This window comes from Streptomyces sp. NBC_00568 (assembly GCF_026341855.1).
Classification (GTDB): domain Bacteria; phylum Actinomycetota; class Actinomycetes; order Streptomycetales; family Streptomycetaceae; genus Streptomyces.
Genome location: NZ_JAPENW010000001.1, coordinates 6,082,599 through 6,099,312, shown reverse-complemented (window position 1 = coordinate 6,099,312; position 16,714 = coordinate 6,082,599). Strand labels below are relative to the sequence as shown.

Below are 16,714 nucleotides of genomic sequence, written 5' to 3'. Positions count from 1 at the left end.
CGCGCGGTGGAAAACCCTCAGGGGCCGTCCGGGTCCGCCCGGTTCAGCGCCGGACGCGGGGGCGGGCCCGCCGTCATCAGACTGTCCGCGGCCGAGGTGTCCGTCACCAGGCTGGTGACCAGCCCGGACCGCAGCACCGCGTCGATGGCGGCCGCCTTGCGCTGCCCGCCCGCGATCGCGACGACCTCGGGGATACGGCGCAGCCGGTCGGCCTCGACCGTGATGCAGCGTTCGCCCAGGTCACGCCCGACCCGCCGGCCCTCGGCGTCGAAGAGGTGCGCGGACATCTCGGCGGCGACACCGAGGGACGCGTAGTGCGAGCGCTCCTCGTCGCTGAGCATGTCGTGCACCGTGGAGATGCCCGGCTCCCAGGAGCCGATGGAGACGCAGGCGACCGTGACCTTGTCGAAGTACTCGAAGGCGCGGGCGATCCCCGTCTGGTTGCGCAGCGCCGCCGCGGTGGCCGCGTCGGGCAGCAGCATCGGCGCGTAGATGGGGTGGGCGTCGCCGCCCGACACCTGCGCGGCGCGCCGGACCGCCTCGACGGAGCCGCGCTCGGCGGTCCCGGCGTCGTACACGCCCGTCAGCTGCACCACGGTGCACGGCGGGAGCCGGTCCAGGGCCGCCGCCATGTGGATCGTGGAGCGGCCCCAGGCGAGGCCGAGCACATCACCCTCGTTGACGAGTTCGCCGAGCAGGTCGGCGGCCACCTCACCGAGGTTCTCCGGGTCGGGCGACTCCTCGGCATCGGCCGGGGACTCGACGACCACGGCATGCCGCAGGCCGTAGCGGGCGCGCAGCGCGTCCGAGCGCTCCGCGTCCAGCTCTGCGGGGACGCGGATCTCGATCCTCACGAGATCCCGTTCGAGAGCGGTCTCCAGGACCCGGGCCACCTTGAAGCGGCTGACGCCGAACTCCTCGGCGATCTGGATCTTGGATTTGCCCTCGAGGTAGAAGCGGCGGGCCATGGCCGCCGCCTGCACCAGCTCAGCGGGTCCCATCCGCATGGCTGACCGGCCCGCCGACATACCCGACACGGCGATCTCCTTCACTTCTGTTCACACTCTGGATTCGCCGTTCATCCTTGCAGATCCGGCGTACTCGGTTCGCCCTGATGGGCGGCGTTCACGTTCCCTTGGCTCAGTGGTCGCACGCCCACGATGCATGGGCCGTCGCCTCCTGAGCCTGGGTGCGCAATGCACGTACCGCCTGCGCCGGGTCCGCCGCCCCGTACACCGCCGAACCGGCGACGAACACGTCGGCGCCCGCCTCGGCGCACCGCTCGATGGTCGACGCCGAGACACCGCCGTCGACCTGGAGCCACAGTTCCAGTCCGTGCTTGCTGATCAACTCGCGCGTGCGGCGGATCTTCGGGAGCATGATGTCAAGAAAGGCCTGGCCCCCGAATCCGGGTTCGACCGTCATGATCAGCAGCATGTCGAGCTCGGGCAGCAGGTCCTCGTACGGCTCGATGGGGGTCGCGGGCTTGAGCGCCATGGAGGCGCGGGCGCCCTTGGCCCGGATCTCCCGGGCCAGCCGGACGGGCGCGGCAGCCGCCTCCACGTGGAAGGTGACGGAGCCGGCACCCGCTTCCACGTACTGGGGCGCCCACCGATCGGCGTCCTCGATCATCAGATGGCAGTCCAGCGGAGTGTCCGTCGCACGGGCCAAAGACTCTACGACCGGCACCCCGAGGGTGAGGTTCGGTACGAAATGGTTGTCCATGACGTCGACATGGAGCCAGTCCGCGCCCTGCACCGCCTGTGCCTCCTCGGCAAGACGGGCGAAGTCGGCGGACAGGATGCTGGGGTTGATCTGCACGGCCATGCCCCAAGACTGCCATGTCCCGGGCCGGTTGCTCTCCTCGGTCCGGACCTGGGTTGTTCCGCGGATGTCGGACGACGGTCCGGCATGCCATGCTGGGCGGCCCAGCGGCTCTCCGTCCGACCACGGGGGTGGGCATGAAGCGGCTCGACGCCTGGAAGCGGGCGGCCATCGGGGTGGTGTGCGGACGGCGGTCCAAGTGGCTGGTCCTGGTCCTGTGGCTGCTGGTCCTCGTCTTCGTGGCGCCCCTCGGAATGAAGCTCAGCGACGCCCAGGACAACGACGCGCAGTCCTGGCTGCCGGGCTCGGCCGAGTCCACCCAAGTCCTCGACATCTCCGAGGAGTTCCGGCCCGAGCAGATTCCGGCGGTCGTCGTCTACGCGCGCGCGGACGGCCTGACGGCACAGGACCGCCGGCAGATCGCCGAGGACGCCCAGCAGATGAAGGCGCTGCGGGAGCACGGCATCCGGGGCGCGGAGACCCGGGGACCGGTCTTCGACCGGCAGGCGGACCCGCGCGCGGCACAGATCTACGTCCCCATCACGATGGACGCGTCCGGCTGGCAGCGGATCGCCCCCGCCGTCGACTCCATCCATGACGAGGTGGGCGACGGCGGCGACGGGCTCTCCGTGCACATCACGGGGCCCGGCGGTATCGCCGCCGACTCCTCCGAGGCCTTCGAGGGCATCGACTCGACGCTGCTCTACGCCGCGATGGCCGTCGTCATCGTGATGCTGCTGATCACCTTCCGCAGCCCGATCCTGCTGTTCGTCCCCCTGCTCGGCGTGGTCGTCGCCCTGTTCACGGCCCAGGCGCTGATCTACCTGCTGGCGAGACACGCCGGTCTGACGGTCAACGGCCAGAGCGCGGGCATTCTCACGGTGCTCGTCTTCGGAGCGGGTACCGACTACGCGCTGCTGCTGGTCGCCCGCTACCGCGAGGAGCTGCGCCGCCACGAGGACCGCCACGAGGCGATGACGCTCGCCATGAACCGGGCGGGTCCGGCGATCCTCGCCTCGGGCGCGACGGTCGTGCTCAGCATGCTGGTGCTCCTGGTCGCCGAGATGAACTCGACGCGGGGCCTCGGTCCGGTCGCGGCGATCGGCGTGGGGGTCGGCCTGATCGCCATGCTCACGCTCTTCCCGGCCCTGCTTCTGGTCTTCGGGCGCTGGATCTTCTGGCCCGCGGTTCCGCACCTGGGCTCCCCCGATCCGACCAGGAGCGGCGTCTGGGCGCGCATGGGCCACCGCATCGCGCTACGCCCCCGGACGACCTGGGTCGCCACGGCACTGGCGCTGGCGGTGCTGTCCCTCGGCCTGATCCAGCTGCGGGCCGCGGGCATCTCCAACGCCGACGCGTTCACCGGGAAACCGGACTCGGTGGTCGGCCAGGAGGTGTCGGCCCGCTACTTCCCGGCGGGTGCGGGCGATCCGCTGGTGATCGTGTCCGACACGGCCCAGGCCGAGCAGGTGGGCCGTGCCGTCGCGGCGGATCCGGGCGTGGTGCCGACGAGCATCGGTGTGCCACCGGGCACCGCGCCCGAGCGCGACGGCCGGGTGCTGTTCGAGGCGACCATGCGCGCCCCGGCCGACAGCGAGGCGGCGAAGGACACCGTCGACCGGGTGCGCGACGCGGTGCACGCGGTACCCGACGCCGACGCGAAGGTGGGCGGCGGCACGGCGGCCCTGCTGGACATGGACGCCGCCCAGACGCATGACAACTATCTGGTCATCCCGCTCGTCCTGCTGGTGGTCCTGCTGGTCCTGAGCGTCCTGCTGCGCGCTCTGGTCGCTCCGCTCCTGCTGATCGGGACGGTGGTGCTGTCGCTGGCCACCGCCCTCGGCGTCAGCGCGCTGGCCTTCCGGCACGTCTTCGACTACGCGGGCGAGGACGTGGCCTTCCCCCTGTTCGTCTTCGTGTTCCTGGTGGCCCTGGGCATCGACTACAACATCTTCCTGACCACCCGCATCCGCGAGGAGGCGGGCCGCCAGGGCACCCGTGCCGGTGTGGTGACGGGGCTCGCCACCACCGGGGCGGTGATCACCTCGGCCGGTCTCGTCCTCGCGGGCACGTTCGCGGCGCTCGGCACCCTGCCGATCGTGGGCTTCGCGGAGATCGGCTTCGCGGTCGCCCTCGGCGTGCTCCTGGACACCTTCGTGGTGCGCTCGGTGCTGGTCACCTCGCTCTTCCTCGACGTGGGCCCGAAGGTGTGGTGGCCGCACCGGCTCGCCCGCGAGGACGGCACGGCGCGACCCGCCGACGCGGGGGAACCGGAGGCGTCCGGAACAGCCGGCGGGCCGGGAGCACCCGGGACGATGGGCGGGACGGGGTCGTCCGAGGAGCCCGGGTCTTCCACCGAGACCGGAGAACCGGCGAAACCCTCCCCGCCGCCCGACTGACCGGTTCCCGGCCGACCGGTTCTCAGCCGGACGGACCGGCGGACTCGCCGTCCGGTCCGACACGGTGGAGCGGTCAGCCGGTTCTGCGGATGAGCGCCAGATACATCGCGTCCGTCCCGTGCAGATGCGGCCACAGCTGTACGTCGGGGCCGTCCCCCAGAGCCGGCACGCCGGGCAGCAGCGGACGGGCGTCGAGCAGTTCGGCGGAGCCGCCCTCGAAGTGCTTGAGGACGTCGTCGACGACCGCGCGGGTCTCGGCGAGGTGCGGCGAACAGGTCGCGTACCCGACGACGCCGCCGACCCGCACCGAGTCGAGCGCCGTGCGCAGCAGCCCGCGCTGGAGCGGGGCGAAGCCGTCGAGGTCCTCGGGGCGACGCCGCCAGCGCGCCTCGGGACGGCGGCGCAGCGCGCCCAGGCCCGTGCAGGGCACGTCCATGAGCACCCGGTCGAAGGTGCCGGGCCGCCACGGCGGGCGGGTGCCGTCGGCGGCGATGACCTGGTAGGGGCCGGGGTTCCCGGCGAGCGCCTTGGCGACGAGCCCGGCCCGGTGCGGCTGCTTCTCGGAGGCGAGCAGTGTGGCGCCCCGCTGGGCGGCGAGGCCGGCCAGCATCGCGGCCTTGCCGCCGGGTCCGGCGCAGCCGTCCAGCCAGGCCCGGTCGGGCCCGTCGAGCGGCGCGTTGGCCAGAGCGAGCGCGACCAGCTGGCTGCCCTCGTCCTGGACGCCCGCACGGCCCTCCCGTACGGCGTCGATGGCGCCCGGCTCGCCGCCCTCGGTGAGCCGCACGGCGTACGGCGACCAGCGCCCGGGAAGCGCCGAGTCCTCGTCCAGGGCGTCGAGGAGTTCTTCGGAGGTGGAGCGTCCCGGCCGGGCGACGAGGGTCACCTCGGGCCGTTCGTTGTCGGCCTCCAGCAGGTCCTCGATGCCGGCCCTGCCACCGCCCAGCGAGTCCCACAGCGCGGAGACGACCCAGCGCGGGTGCGAGTGCACGACCGCGAGGTGGTCCTCGGGGTCCTCGTCGTAGGGCGGCGCGACCTGCTCCAGCCAGGCGTCGAGGTCCTGCCGCGCGACCTTGCGCAGCACGGCGTTCACGAACTTGGCCCGCCCGTCGCCGAGCACCACCCGGGCCAGCTCGACGGAGGCGGAGACGGCGGCGTGCGTCGGGATGCGCGTGCCGAGCAGCTGGTGGACACCGAGGCTGAGCACGTCGAGGACCGGCGGGTCGACTTCGCGCAGCGGCCGGTCGACACAGGCCGAGATCACGGCGTCGTACGTCCCCTGCCGGCGCAGTGTGCCGTACACCAGCTCGGTGGCGAGCGCGGCGTCCCGTGCGTCGAAGTCGCTCTTCTCCCGCGCCTTGCGCAGCAGGGGCGGCAGGACGAGGTTCGCGTAGGCGTCCCGCTCGTCCACGGCCCGCAGCGCCTCGAAGGCGAGCATGCGGACCGGGTCCTTCTGGGGGCGGCGGTAGGGCTTGCCGGGCTTCTGCGGCCGACGGGGCTGCTCACTCACGAAAAAGGTGCTCCGGATCCAGGAAAAAGATGCGCTTATCAGCGTACGCCGCAGGTCCGGCGTCAGACTCCGAGCCGCTCCCCGGACGGAATCCGCACCCCGCGGGCCCAGTCCGCCGCGCGCATCGGCTTCTTGCCCTGGGCCTGCACCCAGAGCAGTTCCACGGCGAAGGACCCGGTGCCCACGTACACGTTGTTCTTGGCGACCGACAGCTCACCCGGGGCGAGATCCGTGCGGTCGGGCACCATCGCGACCTGGATGAGCTTGAGGCGCTCGTCGCGGAAGACGGTCCAGGAGCCGGGCGCGGGCGTGCACCCGCGCACCACGCGGTCCACGCGCAGCGCCGGGGCGGCCCAGTCGACGTGGGCGCTCTCGACGGTGATCTTCGGCGCGGAGCTGATGCCGTCGGCGGGCTGCGGGACGGCCTTGAGCGTGCCGTCCTCGATCCCGTCCATCGTCGCGGCGAGCAGTCCCGACCCGGCGAAGGCGAGCCGCGTCAGCAGGTCCCCGCTGGTGTCGGTGGGCCGGATCTCCTCGGTGACGGTCCCGTACACCGGCCCGGAGTCGAGGCCCTCCTCGATCAGGAAGGTGGAGGCGCCGGTGATCTCGTCGCCGGCCATGATCGCGTGCTGCACGGGGGCGGCGCCGCGCCAGGCGGGCAGCAGCGAGAAGTGCAGGTTGACCCAGCCCTGAGCGGGGATGTCGAGGGCGACCCGGGGCAGCAGGGCGCCGTACGCGACGACGGGACAGCAGTCCGGGCCGATCTCCCGCAGCCGGGCCAGGAACTCCTCGTCCCGGGGCTTCACAGGCTTGAGCACCTCGATCCCGGCCTCTTCCGCCCGCACGGCGACCGGACTCGCGACGAGCCGTCGTCCCCGCCCGGCCGGAGCGTCCGGCCGGGTCACGACAGCGGCCACCTCGTGCCGCCCGGAGGCGATCAGGGCGTCCAGGGCGGGAACGGCGACCTCGGGGGTACCTGCGAAGACGAGCTTCATGGGTGGCGGTTGGCCTCTCGGGCGGGAGCTCTTCCATCCCCCGCGGGCGTGCCGGTGGAGGCGAAGCGCGGGGCAGCGCACCAGTCTATGCCGCGCGGAGCACCAGGGCTCGGGGGTTCTTCCGGGGTGCCATCTCCTCCGGCCCGCACGGGTGGTGCGGCTCGCTCACCGGCACGGCACGTGGGGCGCGCGCACCATACGCCGGGGGGCGTACATCCTGGGACGCGCCCCGTGCATATGCCCCTGCGCCCCCGCAGCGTGACCACTCACCCGTCCACGCGTTGGTCAAGAAAGAGTTGACCACAGCGGGCTGCAAATTCGCGGCCCGATCCTTTTCAACGCCTGTTCGAGAGGCTTGTTCATGGCCGACCACGCAACCCACGACGCCCAGGCTCGGGCCAGCCTGCACTTGCTGGTGCGGGACATCGAGCGGGTCCGCCGACAGGTGGACGCACTGCGCACGCTGACCGCCCAGTTGGGCAATGTCTACCGTCCGCGCCGCTCCGGACCCTCCACGGGCTTCGTCGTCTACGGACGCGCTCCCGCCCCGACCGTCCGTCTCGCCCAGGAGCTGCGGGACAGCGTCGAGACCCTGGTCACGGCCGCCGTGGACTTCGACCGCTCACTCGGATTCTCGTGGGACGCGGTGGGCTCGGCCCTCGGGGTCACCAAGCAGGCGGTGCACCGTCGTTACGGCGCCCGCCGCGCGGCCGCCCAGGCCGCCGCGGAGGCGGAGCGCGCCACGGAGACGGCGAGCACCCGCACGGTCGCCGTCGACACCGTGATCCCCGCGGTGCCGACCGTCCCCGCCGCCCGCTCCATGCCGACCCAGCCGACGGCCGGCAGCCCCACGCTCCGCGACGAGGTGCGGCCCACGGCCTTCCCGGGCCCACGCAACGGCTGACCCGGTACCGCGACAACAGCTGCCTCCCGGCGCCAGGACCCGGGAGGCAGTCCCCTGCCCACCCTGTGCCCGCAGCAGACGCCCGCGGCTCGCGCACGCCGCCGTGCCCCCCTTCACACCCGGTGGCCAGCCCTGTCCGCGGTTCGCGACCACCGCCCGTGCCGGCGGTTCACATCCGCAGGCCATGCCCGCGGCAGCCGCCCAACGCCCGCGTCGTCACCCGCACTTCGCGAGCCCGGTGACGCCGACCCGCCCGATTCGCGGATCCACGGGACCTCACCCGGACTCACCCGATGTCGAGCGGATCGATCCGGATCCGTACGGGCTCGTTCCCCCCACGCGCCATGCGCGCCGCCTGCGCGCTCTTCAGCGCGGTCGCCAGCGCGGCGCCGCTGCCCGGGGGCACCCGGACGAGCACCCGTTCCCCGACCTCGCCAGGAGGCGGCCCACCGGCCCGCCGGGGCCGGCCTGCCTCGGTGACCGACAGCGGTACGGGGCCCAGCACCTCGGCGTCACGCGGCAGTTCGGCGGCGGCGAGGAACCCGGCGAGCGCCTCCGGCGTCCCGGACACCGCCGCCATCCGGGAGACGGGCGGAAAACCCAGCTCGGCCCGCTCGGCGAGCTCCCGCACCGCGTGCCCGACGGGATCCCACCGCACGAGCGCCTGCACGGGCCGCAGGGTCGGCTCGGCCACGACCACGACCGTGCCGCCCTCGCCCTGCGGACGGACCAGCGCGGCGGCCCCTATCCACCGGCGCAACGCGTCCTCGCCGGCCCGCAGATCGGGCCGTCCGAGCATCGCCCAGCCGTCGAGCAGCAACGCGGCCGCGTATCCGCCCTCGGCGACAGGTTCGGCCCCCGGGGTGCTCACCACCAGCGCGGGCGCCTCGGACACCGTGTCCAGCACCTGCTCCCGCCCGGACGTGCGCACCGGTACGGCGGGGAACGCCCGCCCCAGTTCCTCGGCGGTCCGGCGGGCACCGACGACCTGCGCCCGCAGCCGGAACCCTCCGCACTCCTGGCAGTGCCAGGCACTCTCCTCCCGCCCGCACCACGCACAGTGCAGTGCCTGGGCGTCCTGCGCCTCCAAGGGCCCCGCGCAGTGCCGGCAGCGCGCGGGCGTCCGGCACTGCGCGCACGCCATCCTCGGCACATATCCCCGCCGGGGCACCTGGACCAGGACGGGCCCCTGCCGCAGCCCCTCCCTGACGATCTGCCAGGCGAGCGTGGGCAGCCGAGCGGCCCGGGCGGCCTCGTCGCGCGCGAGGTCTCCGTCCCCGACGGTCCGCACCAGCGGCGCCGCGCCGCGCACTTTCTCCCGGTCCGCGGCCAGCGGCAGCGCCCAACCGCTCTCGACCAGCTGCGCCGCCTCCACCGTGCACGTCCAACTCCCCAGCAGGAAGCCGCACTTGTCGCGTGACGCGCGCAGCTCCAGCACTTCCCGGACATGCGGGAAGGGAGCGTTGTCATCGCTGTGTCCGGCGTCACCGTCGTCCCAGACGACGACAAGTCCCAGATTCCGTACGGGCGCGAACATGGCGGCCCGCGTGCCGACGACGGCCCGCACGGCCCCGCGCCGGACCGCGAGCCACTCCCGGTAGCGCCGCTCCGGTCCGGCGTCGGCGGTCAGCACGGCGTGCTGCCCCTCCCCCAGCAAGGCCTTGAGGGCACTGTCCACCCGGGCGGCGGGCCGTCCGGCCGGTACGACGACGAGCGCGCCGCGCCCGGAGGCGAGTGTCGCCTGCACGGCCCTGGCGATCTCGTCGGCCCACTCGGGACCGGGCAGCGCGGTCCACACGGCGCGCGGGGCCCCGCCGGAGGCCAGCGAGGCGAGGAAGTCCGCCCCCCTCCCGTACCTCCGCCAGGTCCCGGGGTCGGGTGCGGTGGGCGGCGGCGGGGGTACCGGCGACTCCCGTGCCTCGGCGCGGGCGTGCCGGGGCGGAACGGCGAGTTGCAGCACGTCGGCGAGCGATCCCGCGTACCGGTCGGCGACGGCGCGGGCGAGTCCCAGCAGTTCGGGCCCGAGGACGGGCTCGGGCGAGACGACCTGCGCGAGGGCGGCCAACGGCCCGGAGTAGTCGGACTCGGCGACCCGCTCGACCAGGTAGCCGTCGATCAGACCGCCGCCCTCGCGCCGCCCCTCGCGCACATTGCGTCCCCCGGCGCCGAAGCGCACCCGCACGCGCACGCCAGGCTGCGCGGCCTCGTCCAGGTCCTCGGGCACGGCATAGTCGAAGTAGCGGTCGAGGTGCAGCACGCCTTTGTCGACGAGCACCCGCGCGACGGGCAGCTCCTTGGCGAGCGCAGCCCCCCGCCAGGTCCGTGGCTTCGCCTTGGGCGCCTTGGCCTGGCGCACGGCCTCCCGGATCAGCGCAAGCTGCTCGGGCGGCGCACCGTCCGCGCCGTCTGCGGGTCGCCCGTTCGCGCTGCTCACAGCTGTATTCCTACCAGACCGCACTGACAGCGCCACGCGCCCGAGATCAGGCCGGCCGCGGATCGTGAACGCCCTGCGGGCGCTTCTGCCATGGGCCGCTCGGCCATACCGGTCCAGGACAGTCCAGGACCGGCAGCGGGATTCGAACCCGCGAGGGGACATCCCCGGAAGTACCCGCGGCCATCGCACCGGGCAGGGTGGTGCCGGATCTCCCGAGATCAGTAGCGGCAGCGGAACGTGTTCCAGATTCACCGCACGCCATAAGCGTGCTCCACCGAAGTAACCGCGGCCATCGCACCGGGAGATCACCAGCGTACGAATTCCGGCCCGCCGGGGCCACCGAATTCCGCACGGCAGCCGTGAGGCCCGGCACCCCTGGGGGTGCCGGGCCTCACGGCTGTGACGAAGATCTGGGACTACAGACCCGCGGCCTTGCGCAGCGCGTCCACCCGGTCCGTCCGCTCCCACGTGAAGTCGGGCAGCTCGCGGCCGAAGTGACCGTAGGCGGCGGTCTGGGAGTAGATCGGGCGGAGCAGGTCGAGGTCGCGGATGATGGCCGCCGGGCGGAGGTCGAAGACCTCGGTGATGGCGGTCTCGATCTTCTCCGCGTCGACCTTGGCGGTGCCGAAGGTCTCGACGAACAGACCGACCGGCTCGGCCTTGCCGATGGCGTAGGCGACCTGGACCTCGCAGCGCGAGGCGAGGCCCGCGGCGACGACGTTCTTCGCGACCCAGCGCATGGCGTACGCGGCGGAGCGGTCGACCTTGGACGGGTCCTTGCCGGAGAAGGCGCCGCCGCCGTGGCGGGCCATGCCGCCGTACGTGTCGATGATGATCTTGCGGCCGGTGAGGCCGGCGTCACCCATCGGGCCGCCGATCTCGAAGCGGCCGGTCGGGTTCACCAGCAGGCGGTAGCCCTCGGTCTCCAGCTTGATGCCGTCGTCGAGGAGGGCCTTCAGCTCCGGCTCGACCACGAACTCGCGGATGTCAGGGGCGAGCAGGGACTCCAGGTCGATGTCCGACGCGTGCTGCGAGGAGACGACGACGGTGTCCAGACGGACCGCCTTGTCGCCGTCGTACTCGATGGTGACCTGGGTCTTGCCGTCGGGGCGCAGGTACGGGATGGTCCCGTTCTTGCGGACCTCGGACAGCCGGCGCGAGAGCTTGTGCGCGAGATGGATCGGGAGCGGCATCAGGTTCGGGGTCTCGTCCGTCGCGTACCCGAACATCAGGCCCTGGTCGCCGGCGCCCTGCCTGTCCAGCTCGTCCTCGTCGCCCTCGACCCGGGACTCGTACGCGGTGTCGACACCCTGCGCGATGTCCGGGGACTGGGAACCGATCGACACCGACACGCCACAGGACGCCCCGTCGAAGCCCTTCTTCGACGAGTCGTAGCCGATCTCCAGGATCTTGTCGCGGACCAGCTGGGCGATCGGCGCGTACGCCTTGGTCGTGACCTCTCCGGCCACATGCACCAGGCCGGTCGTGATGAGCGTCTCCACGGCGACCCGGGATGTCGGGTCCTCGCGCAGGAGCGCATCGAGAATGGTGTCGCTGATCTGGTCAGCGATCTTGTCGGGGTGACCCTCGGTCACGGACTCCGAGGTGAACAGGCGACGGGACACAACGCTCCCTGTGGTTGCAGCGGCTGCTGGCTGATCATTGGTGGACGGGACGGGGGCTGCGCCCGGCGTCGTCCGAGAACAGTTTATCGGTCGCACTCCACCGCGGGACCCCTGTCTCGCCTCTCGGAAGGCCTGTGACCTGCGGCACGGGCATTCTGCGCCATGGCCGTCGCTCTCCGCCAGGGTCGCCACGCCCGATTTTGCGAGCTTTGCGGTGACTGGTGGGATGGACGAGACTTCACACCAGTCGGCGTGTCACGAGGTCCCACACCGTCTCGGCCAGTGCTTCCTTGGGTCCGTGGGGCACCGGGGTCTCGCTGCCGTCGGCCCCGAGCACCACCGCCTCGTTCTCCTCGGATCCGAAGGTCTTGCGCTCCCCCACCTCGTTCACCACCAGGAGATCGCAGCCCTTGCGCTCCAGTTTCGTCCGTCCGTTGGCGAGGACGTCGTCCGTCTCGGCGGCGAACCCGACGACCACCTGGCCGAGACGCGGACGGTCCCCGGAGATCTCCGCGAGGATGTCCGGATTGCGGACCAGGACGATCGGCTCGGGCTCCTTGCCGTCCTTCTTCTTGATCTTCCCGGCCGCGTACGACTCCGGGCGGAAGTCCGCCACCGCGGCCGCCATCACGATCGCGTCGGCGTCCGGGGCCGCCTTCAGTACGGCTTCCCGCATCTGCACGGCGGTGCCGACCTGGACCACGTCGACCCCGGCCGGGTCCGCGAGGCCCGTGTTCGCCGCGATCAGCGTGACCCGGGCGCCGCGCGCGGCGGCGGTGCGGGCGAGCGCGTACCCCTGCTTCCCGGAGGAACGGTTGCCGAGGAAGCGGACGGGGTCGAGGGGCTCACGGGTGCCGCCCGCGCTGACGACGACATGACGGCCGGCGAGATCCGGCTCGGCGACCCCCCGGGCCATGACGCGGCGGCAGACCTCGAAGATCTCCCCCGGGTCGGGCAGCCGCCCCTTGCCGGTGTCGACGCCGGTGAGGCGTCCCACGGCGGGCTCGACGACCACGGCACCGCGCCGCCGCAGGGTCGCCACGTTCTCCTGGGTGGCCGGGTGCTCCCACATCTCGGTGTGCATGGCGGGCGCGAAGACGACCGGGCAGCGGGCGGTGAGCAGGGTGTTGGTGAGGAGGTCGTCGGCCAGTCCGTGGGCGGCCTTGGCGAGCAGGTCGGCGGTCGCGGGGGCGACCACCACGAGGTCGGCGTGCTGCCCGATGCGGACGTGCGGGACCTCGTGGACGTCCGACCAGACCTCGGTGGAGACGGGATGGCCGGACAGCGCCGACCAGGTGGCGGCGCCGACGAAGTGCAGCGCGGACGCGGTGGGCACGACGCGCACGTCGTGGCCCGACTCCGTCAGTCGTCGCAGCAGCTCACAGGCCTTGTACGCGGCGATGCCACCGCTGACGCCCAGAACGACCTTCGGCTTGTCCACCGTCTCTCCCCGAGCTCGGAAACGTACGACTCCATGACACACCACAGGCCCGGCAGTCGCGCCGCCGGGCCTGGGATGAGCAGATGAACGACTACTGAGCGGGACCCTCGACGGCCTCGGACGTCAGCAGACCCGCGTTGATCTCGCGCAGGGCGATCGACAGCGGCTTCTCGTGGACGTGGGTGTCGACGAGCGGACCGACGTACTCGAGGAGGCCCTCGCCGAGCTGCGAGTAGTACGCGTTGATCTGGCGGGCACGCTTGGCCGCGTAGATCACCAGGCTGTACTTCGAGTCGGTGGCCTCGAGAAGCTCGTCGATCGGAGGGTTGATGATGCCCTCGGGAGCAGTGATGGAAGAGGACACGCTCTGCCTTCCGAAAGGTGGAAAATTGACCTGAAAGATCAAACAACTTCCACCAAGGCTAGCAGCTCGCGCGCCACGTCCTCGACGGAGGTGTTGACCAGGGTGACATCGAACTCCGGCTCGGCCGCGAGTTCGACCTTGGCCGCCTCCAGGCGGCGCTCGATCACCTCCGGCGGTTCGGTGCCCCGCCCGGTGAGCCTGCGCACCAGCTCCTCCCAGGAAGGCGGAGCCAGGAACACGAGCAGCGCCTCGGGCATGGACTCGCGGACCTGCCGGGCACCCTGGAGGTCGATCTCCAGGAGGAGCGGCACACCCGATTCCAGGTGCTCCAGGACGGCGGCCCGCGGAGTTCCGTAGCGGTTGCCGGCGAATTCGGCCCACTCCAGGAGCTCGCCATTGGCGATCAGCTTGTCCATCTCGTCGTCGGAGACGAAGAAGTAGTGGACTCCGTGCTTCTCACCGGGGCGCGGCTTGCGGGTCGTCGCCGACACCGAGAGCCAGACCTCGGGGTGTTCCTTGCGCATATGAGCGACGACCGTGCTCTTGCCGACCCCTGAGGGGCCGGAGAGCACGGTCAGCCGCGAACGTTCACTCATGCAGCGATTATTCCAGCAATCCTGGGGTGCCCAGGACTCAGGCGCCGGAACCGCCGAACTCGCGCTCCAAAGAGGCGATCTGATTCGAGCCGAGACCGCGTACACGGCGGCTCTCGGAGATCCCGAGTCGCTCCATGATCTGCTTGGCGCGGACCTTGCCCACGCCCGGCAGGGACTCCAGGAGGGCGGAGACCTTCATCTTGCCGATGACGTCGTTCTCCTGACCCTGCTTGATGACCTCGTGGAGGGAGGCGCCGGAGTGCTTGAGTCGATTCTTGACCTCGGCCCGCTCCCGGCGAGCCGCGGCGGCCTTTTCGAGCGCGGCTGCGCGCTGTTCAGGGGTAAGGGGCGGAAGAGCCACGCCTACGTCACCTCGGATGTCGAACTGTCGGATACGGACCGGTGAGGAACCTAGTCGCCCCACACCTGGGTGGCTACGAGCAACACGCTTGCCCGACCTCCCCCGATGCCTTGAGAGCGTGGGAGGTGCCACCACTCGTCGGAGACTAGCGGGCAAGTGCGCCGGAGTCAGCGAGAACAGCGGAAAAGTCCTGGTCAGCCTCCCTGGAGCCCGACATTTCCGACATAACTCCCCGGATTTGAGAATGTATTCAGACTCGGGGCGCCCGCGAGGCACTCACCGGAGGGCTGTCGAACGGCTGTCGGAGGGCTCAGGCGGCCGCCACGGCCGCCCTGATCTCCTCCGCGAACCCCTCCGCCGACTCGCGCAGCGCCACGACGTCGGGACCGTGACGCAGAACACCCCGGCTCACGTTCGGGACGACATTGCGCACGGCGGACCCGAAGACGCCCGCCAGGTCGGCCGCCGTCGCTCCCTGGGCACCGATTCCGGGCGCCAGGAGCGGACCGTTGATCTCCAGGTCGTACGAGGAGAGATCGCCCAGGGTGGCGCCGACCACCGCTCCGAAGGAGCCGAGCGGCCTCTCGTCCGCGTTCTCGGCGGCCAGGTGCCCGAGCATCGTCGCTCCGACGCTGCGCCCGTCCGCCCGTACGGCGTGCTGCACCTCGCCGCCCTCCGGGTTGGAGGTGAGCGCGAGGACGAAGAGCCCGGCCCCGCTCTCACGCGCCAGCTCGACCGCGGGCCTCAGGGAGCCGTAGCCCAGGTACGGCGACACGGTCAGCGCGTCCGAGAAGAGCGGCGCGTCCTTGCGCAGGAAGGTCTCGGCGTACGCGGCCATGGTCGAGCCGATGTCGCCGCGCTTGGCGTCCATCACGACCAGCGCCCCGGCCGCCCGCGCCTGTTCGACCGACTTCTCCAGGACCGCGATCCCGCGCGACCCGAACCGCTCGAAGAAGGCGCTCTGCGGCTTCAGGACGGCGACCCGTTCGGCGAGCGCCTCGACGACCGTGCGGCTGAAGCGCTCCAGACCGGCGATGTCGTCGCCGAGCCCCCAGTCGGCGAGCAGGGACGCGTGCGGGTCGATGCCGACGCACAGGGGACCGCGCTCGTCCATGGCACGGCGAAGGCGTGCGCCGAAGGGTTCCAGGCTCATACGGACTTCCTCACGTCGGCGCCGACCGCGTCGGCGAGGGTGGCGTACGGGCTCGTCCGCAGGCGGGCGGCGAGCCCCTTGTGGATGGCGCGGCCCCAGAAGGGCCCCTCGTAGATGAAGGCGCTGTAGCCCTGGACCAGCGTGGCGCCGGCCAGGATGCGCTGCCAGGCGTCCTCGGCGTTCTCGACGCCGCCTACACCCACCAGGGTGATGCGGTCGCCCACGCGCGCGTAGAGGCGGCGCAGCACCTCCAGGGAGCGTGCCTTGAGCGGCGCGCCCGACAGCCCGCCGGTCTCCTTCACCAGCGAGGGTTCGGATGCCAGACCGAGTCCCTCGCGCGCGATGGTCGTGTTGGTGGCGATGATCCCGTCCAGGCCGAGTTCGACGGCGAGGTCGGCGACCGCGTCGACGTCCTCGTCGGCGAGGTCGGGCGCGATCTTGACCAGGAGCGGGACGCGCCGGCCGGTGACGGCGCGGTCGGCGGCCTCGCGGACGGCCGTCAGCAGCGGGCGCAGCGACTCCGTGGCCTGGAGGTTGCGCAGACCGGGTGTGTTCGGGGAGCTGACGTTGACCACGAGGTAGTCGGCGTGCGCGGCCAGCCGCTCGGTCGACTTCACGTAGTCGGCGGCGGCCTCGGCCTCCGGTACGACCTTGGTCTTGCCGATGTTGACGCCCACGACGGTCCTGAACACGGGCGTACGGGCCGCCAGGCGCTCGGAGACGGCCGCGGAGCCCTCGTTGTTGAATCCCATGCGGTTGATCAGCGCGCGGTCCGGCACGAGGCGGAACAGCCGCTTCCTGGGGTTGCCGGGCTGCGGCTCCCCGGTGACCGTGCCGATCTCGATGTGGTCGAAGCCGAGCATCGACATCCCGTCGATGGCGACGGCGTTCTTGTCGAAGCCCGCCGCGAGTCCGAAGGGGCCGTGCATGCGCAGCCCGAACGCCTCGGTGCGCAGCTCCTTGAAGCGGGGCGCGAGCGCGGCGGCGACGAAGGTGCGCAGGACGGGGACGCGGGCGACGAGCCGGATCCAGCGGAAGGCCAGATGGTGGGCCTGCTCCGGGTCCATCCGCTTGAAGACGAGGTTGAAGAAGAGCTTGTACATGATCATGT

General features: G+C 72.0%; 14 protein-coding genes. 2 read left to right on the top strand and 12 right to left on the bottom strand.

The features are described 5' to 3' along the window. Window positions 1-17 precede the first annotated feature (17 nt). Entirely contained in the window at window positions 18-1,028 is a 1,011-nt protein-coding gene (locus tag OOK38_RS26545; protein WP_266765587.1) for a sugar-binding transcriptional regulator, read from the bottom strand. Window positions 1,029-1,140: 112 nt separating this feature from the next. Then, window positions 1,141-1,827, bottom strand: coding sequence for a ribulose-phosphate 3-epimerase (gene rpe / locus OOK38_RS26540; RefSeq protein ID WP_266756467.1), 687 nt, complete (start codon window positions 1,825-1,827; stop codon window positions 1,141-1,143). Between the two features lie 134 nt (window positions 1,828-1,961). Here rpe and OOK38_RS26535 point away from each other — a divergent pair, with 134 nt between their 5' ends. Next, a complete protein-coding gene (locus OOK38_RS26535) occupies window positions 1,962-4,223 on the top strand; it encodes an MMPL family transporter (RefSeq protein WP_266756469.1) in 2,262 nt (753 codons plus the stop codon). Window positions 4,224-4,296: 73 nt separating this feature from the next. Here OOK38_RS26535 and OOK38_RS26530 read toward each other — a convergent pair whose 3' ends face one another. Continuing rightward, window positions 4,297-5,730, bottom strand: coding sequence for an RsmB/NOP family class I SAM-dependent RNA methyltransferase (locus OOK38_RS26530; protein WP_266756471.1), 1,434 nt, complete (start codon window positions 5,728-5,730; stop codon window positions 4,297-4,299). Between the two features lie 62 nt (window positions 5,731-5,792). Further along, the gene (fmt, locus tag OOK38_RS26525) at window positions 5,793-6,725 is read right to left on the bottom strand and encodes a methionyl-tRNA formyltransferase (RefSeq protein ID WP_266756472.1); all 933 of its coding nucleotides are present in this window, start codon (window positions 6,723-6,725) and stop codon (window positions 5,793-5,795) included. Between the two features lie 361 nt (window positions 6,726-7,086). On the opposite strand from fmt, the gene OOK38_RS26520 reads away from it, so the two are divergent. Further along, window positions 7,087-7,629 carry a hypothetical protein gene (locus OOK38_RS26520; protein ID WP_266756474.1) on the top strand — a complete coding sequence of 181 codons (543 nt, stop codon included), beginning with the start codon at window positions 7,087-7,089 and terminating at the stop codon, window positions 7,627-7,629. Between the two features lie 286 nt (window positions 7,630-7,915). Here OOK38_RS26520 and OOK38_RS26515 read toward each other — a convergent pair whose 3' ends face one another. The 8 genes from OOK38_RS26515 to OOK38_RS26480 all read right to left on the bottom strand — a co-directional run bounded on the left by OOK38_RS26515 (window position 7,916) and on the right by OOK38_RS26480 (window position 16,706). Continuing rightward, on the bottom strand, window positions 7,916-10,063 hold the full coding sequence (locus OOK38_RS26515; protein ID WP_266848857.1) for a primosomal protein N': 2,148 nt from the start codon (window positions 10,061-10,063) through the stop codon (window positions 7,916-7,918). 416 nt (window positions 10,064-10,479) lie between these two features. Continuing rightward, the gene (gene metK, locus OOK38_RS26510; protein WP_266756478.1) at window positions 10,480-11,688 is read right to left on the bottom strand and encodes a methionine adenosyltransferase; all 1,209 of its coding nucleotides are present in this window, start codon (window positions 11,686-11,688) and stop codon (window positions 10,480-10,482) included. Window positions 11,689-11,926: 238 nt separating this feature from the next. Beyond that, the gene (gene coaBC / locus OOK38_RS26505) at window positions 11,927-13,129 is read right to left on the bottom strand and encodes a bifunctional phosphopantothenoylcysteine decarboxylase/phosphopantothenate--cysteine ligase CoaBC (RefSeq protein ID WP_266848855.1); all 1,203 of its coding nucleotides are present in this window, start codon (window positions 13,127-13,129) and stop codon (window positions 11,927-11,929) included. A gap of 91 nt (window positions 13,130-13,220) precedes the next feature. Beyond that, window positions 13,221-13,493: a DNA-directed RNA polymerase subunit omega gene (gene rpoZ / locus OOK38_RS26500; RefSeq protein ID WP_003982715.1), complete on the bottom strand. Its 273-nt coding sequence runs from the start codon at window positions 13,491-13,493 to the stop codon at window positions 13,221-13,223. Window positions 13,494-13,531: 38 nt separating this feature from the next. Beyond that, the gene (gmk, locus tag OOK38_RS26495; protein ID WP_266756481.1) at window positions 13,532-14,089 is read right to left on the bottom strand and encodes a guanylate kinase; all 558 of its coding nucleotides are present in this window, start codon (window positions 14,087-14,089) and stop codon (window positions 13,532-13,534) included. Between the two features lie 37 nt (window positions 14,090-14,126). Beyond that, window positions 14,127-14,450 (bottom strand): integration host factor, encoded by a 324-nt coding sequence (locus tag OOK38_RS26490; protein ID WP_016638838.1) that lies wholly within the window; start codon window positions 14,448-14,450, stop codon window positions 14,127-14,129. A 310-nt stretch (window positions 14,451-14,760) separates the two neighbouring features. Further along, the gene (gene pyrF / locus OOK38_RS26485) at window positions 14,761-15,603 is read right to left on the bottom strand and encodes an orotidine-5'-phosphate decarboxylase (protein WP_266756483.1); all 843 of its coding nucleotides are present in this window, start codon (window positions 15,601-15,603) and stop codon (window positions 14,761-14,763) included. Next, on the bottom strand, window positions 15,600-16,706 hold the full coding sequence (locus OOK38_RS26480) for a quinone-dependent dihydroorotate dehydrogenase (RefSeq protein WP_266848854.1): 1,107 nt from the start codon (window positions 16,704-16,706) through the stop codon (window positions 15,600-15,602). Before OOK38_RS26480 ends, pyrF begins: the two co-directional genes overlap by 4 nt. Window positions 16,707-16,714 lie beyond the last annotated feature (8 nt).

Bases quoted from the DNA above. Each gene is read 5' to 3' on its own strand.
- OOK38_RS26520 (WP_266756474.1), top strand. From the start codon at position 7,087: ATGGCCGACCACGCAACCCACGACGCCCAGGCTCGGGCCAGCCTGCAC.
- gmk (WP_266756481.1), bottom strand. From the start codon at position 14,089: ATGAGTGAACGTTCGCGGCTGACCGTGCTCTCCGGCCCCTCAGGGGTC.
- OOK38_RS26480 (WP_266848854.1), bottom strand. From the start codon at position 16,706: ATGTACAAGCTCTTCTTCAACCTCGTCTTCAAGCGGATGGACCCGGAG.
- pyrF (WP_266756483.1), bottom strand. From the start codon at position 15,603: ATGAGCCTGGAACCCTTCGGCGCACGCCTTCGCCGTGCCATGGACGAG.
- fmt (WP_266756472.1), bottom strand. From the start codon at position 6,725: ATGAAGCTCGTCTTCGCAGGTACCCCCGAGGTCGCCGTTCCCGCCCTG.
- OOK38_RS26545 (WP_266765587.1), bottom strand. From the start codon at position 1,028: ATGTCGGCGGGCCGGTCAGCCATGCGGATGGGACCCGCTGAGCTGGTG.
- rpe (WP_266756467.1), bottom strand. From the start codon at position 1,827: ATGGCCGTGCAGATCAACCCCAGCATCCTGTCCGCCGACTTCGCCCGT.
- OOK38_RS26535 (WP_266756469.1), top strand. From the start codon at position 1,962: ATGAAGCGGCTCGACGCCTGGAAGCGGGCGGCCATCGGGGTGGTGTGC.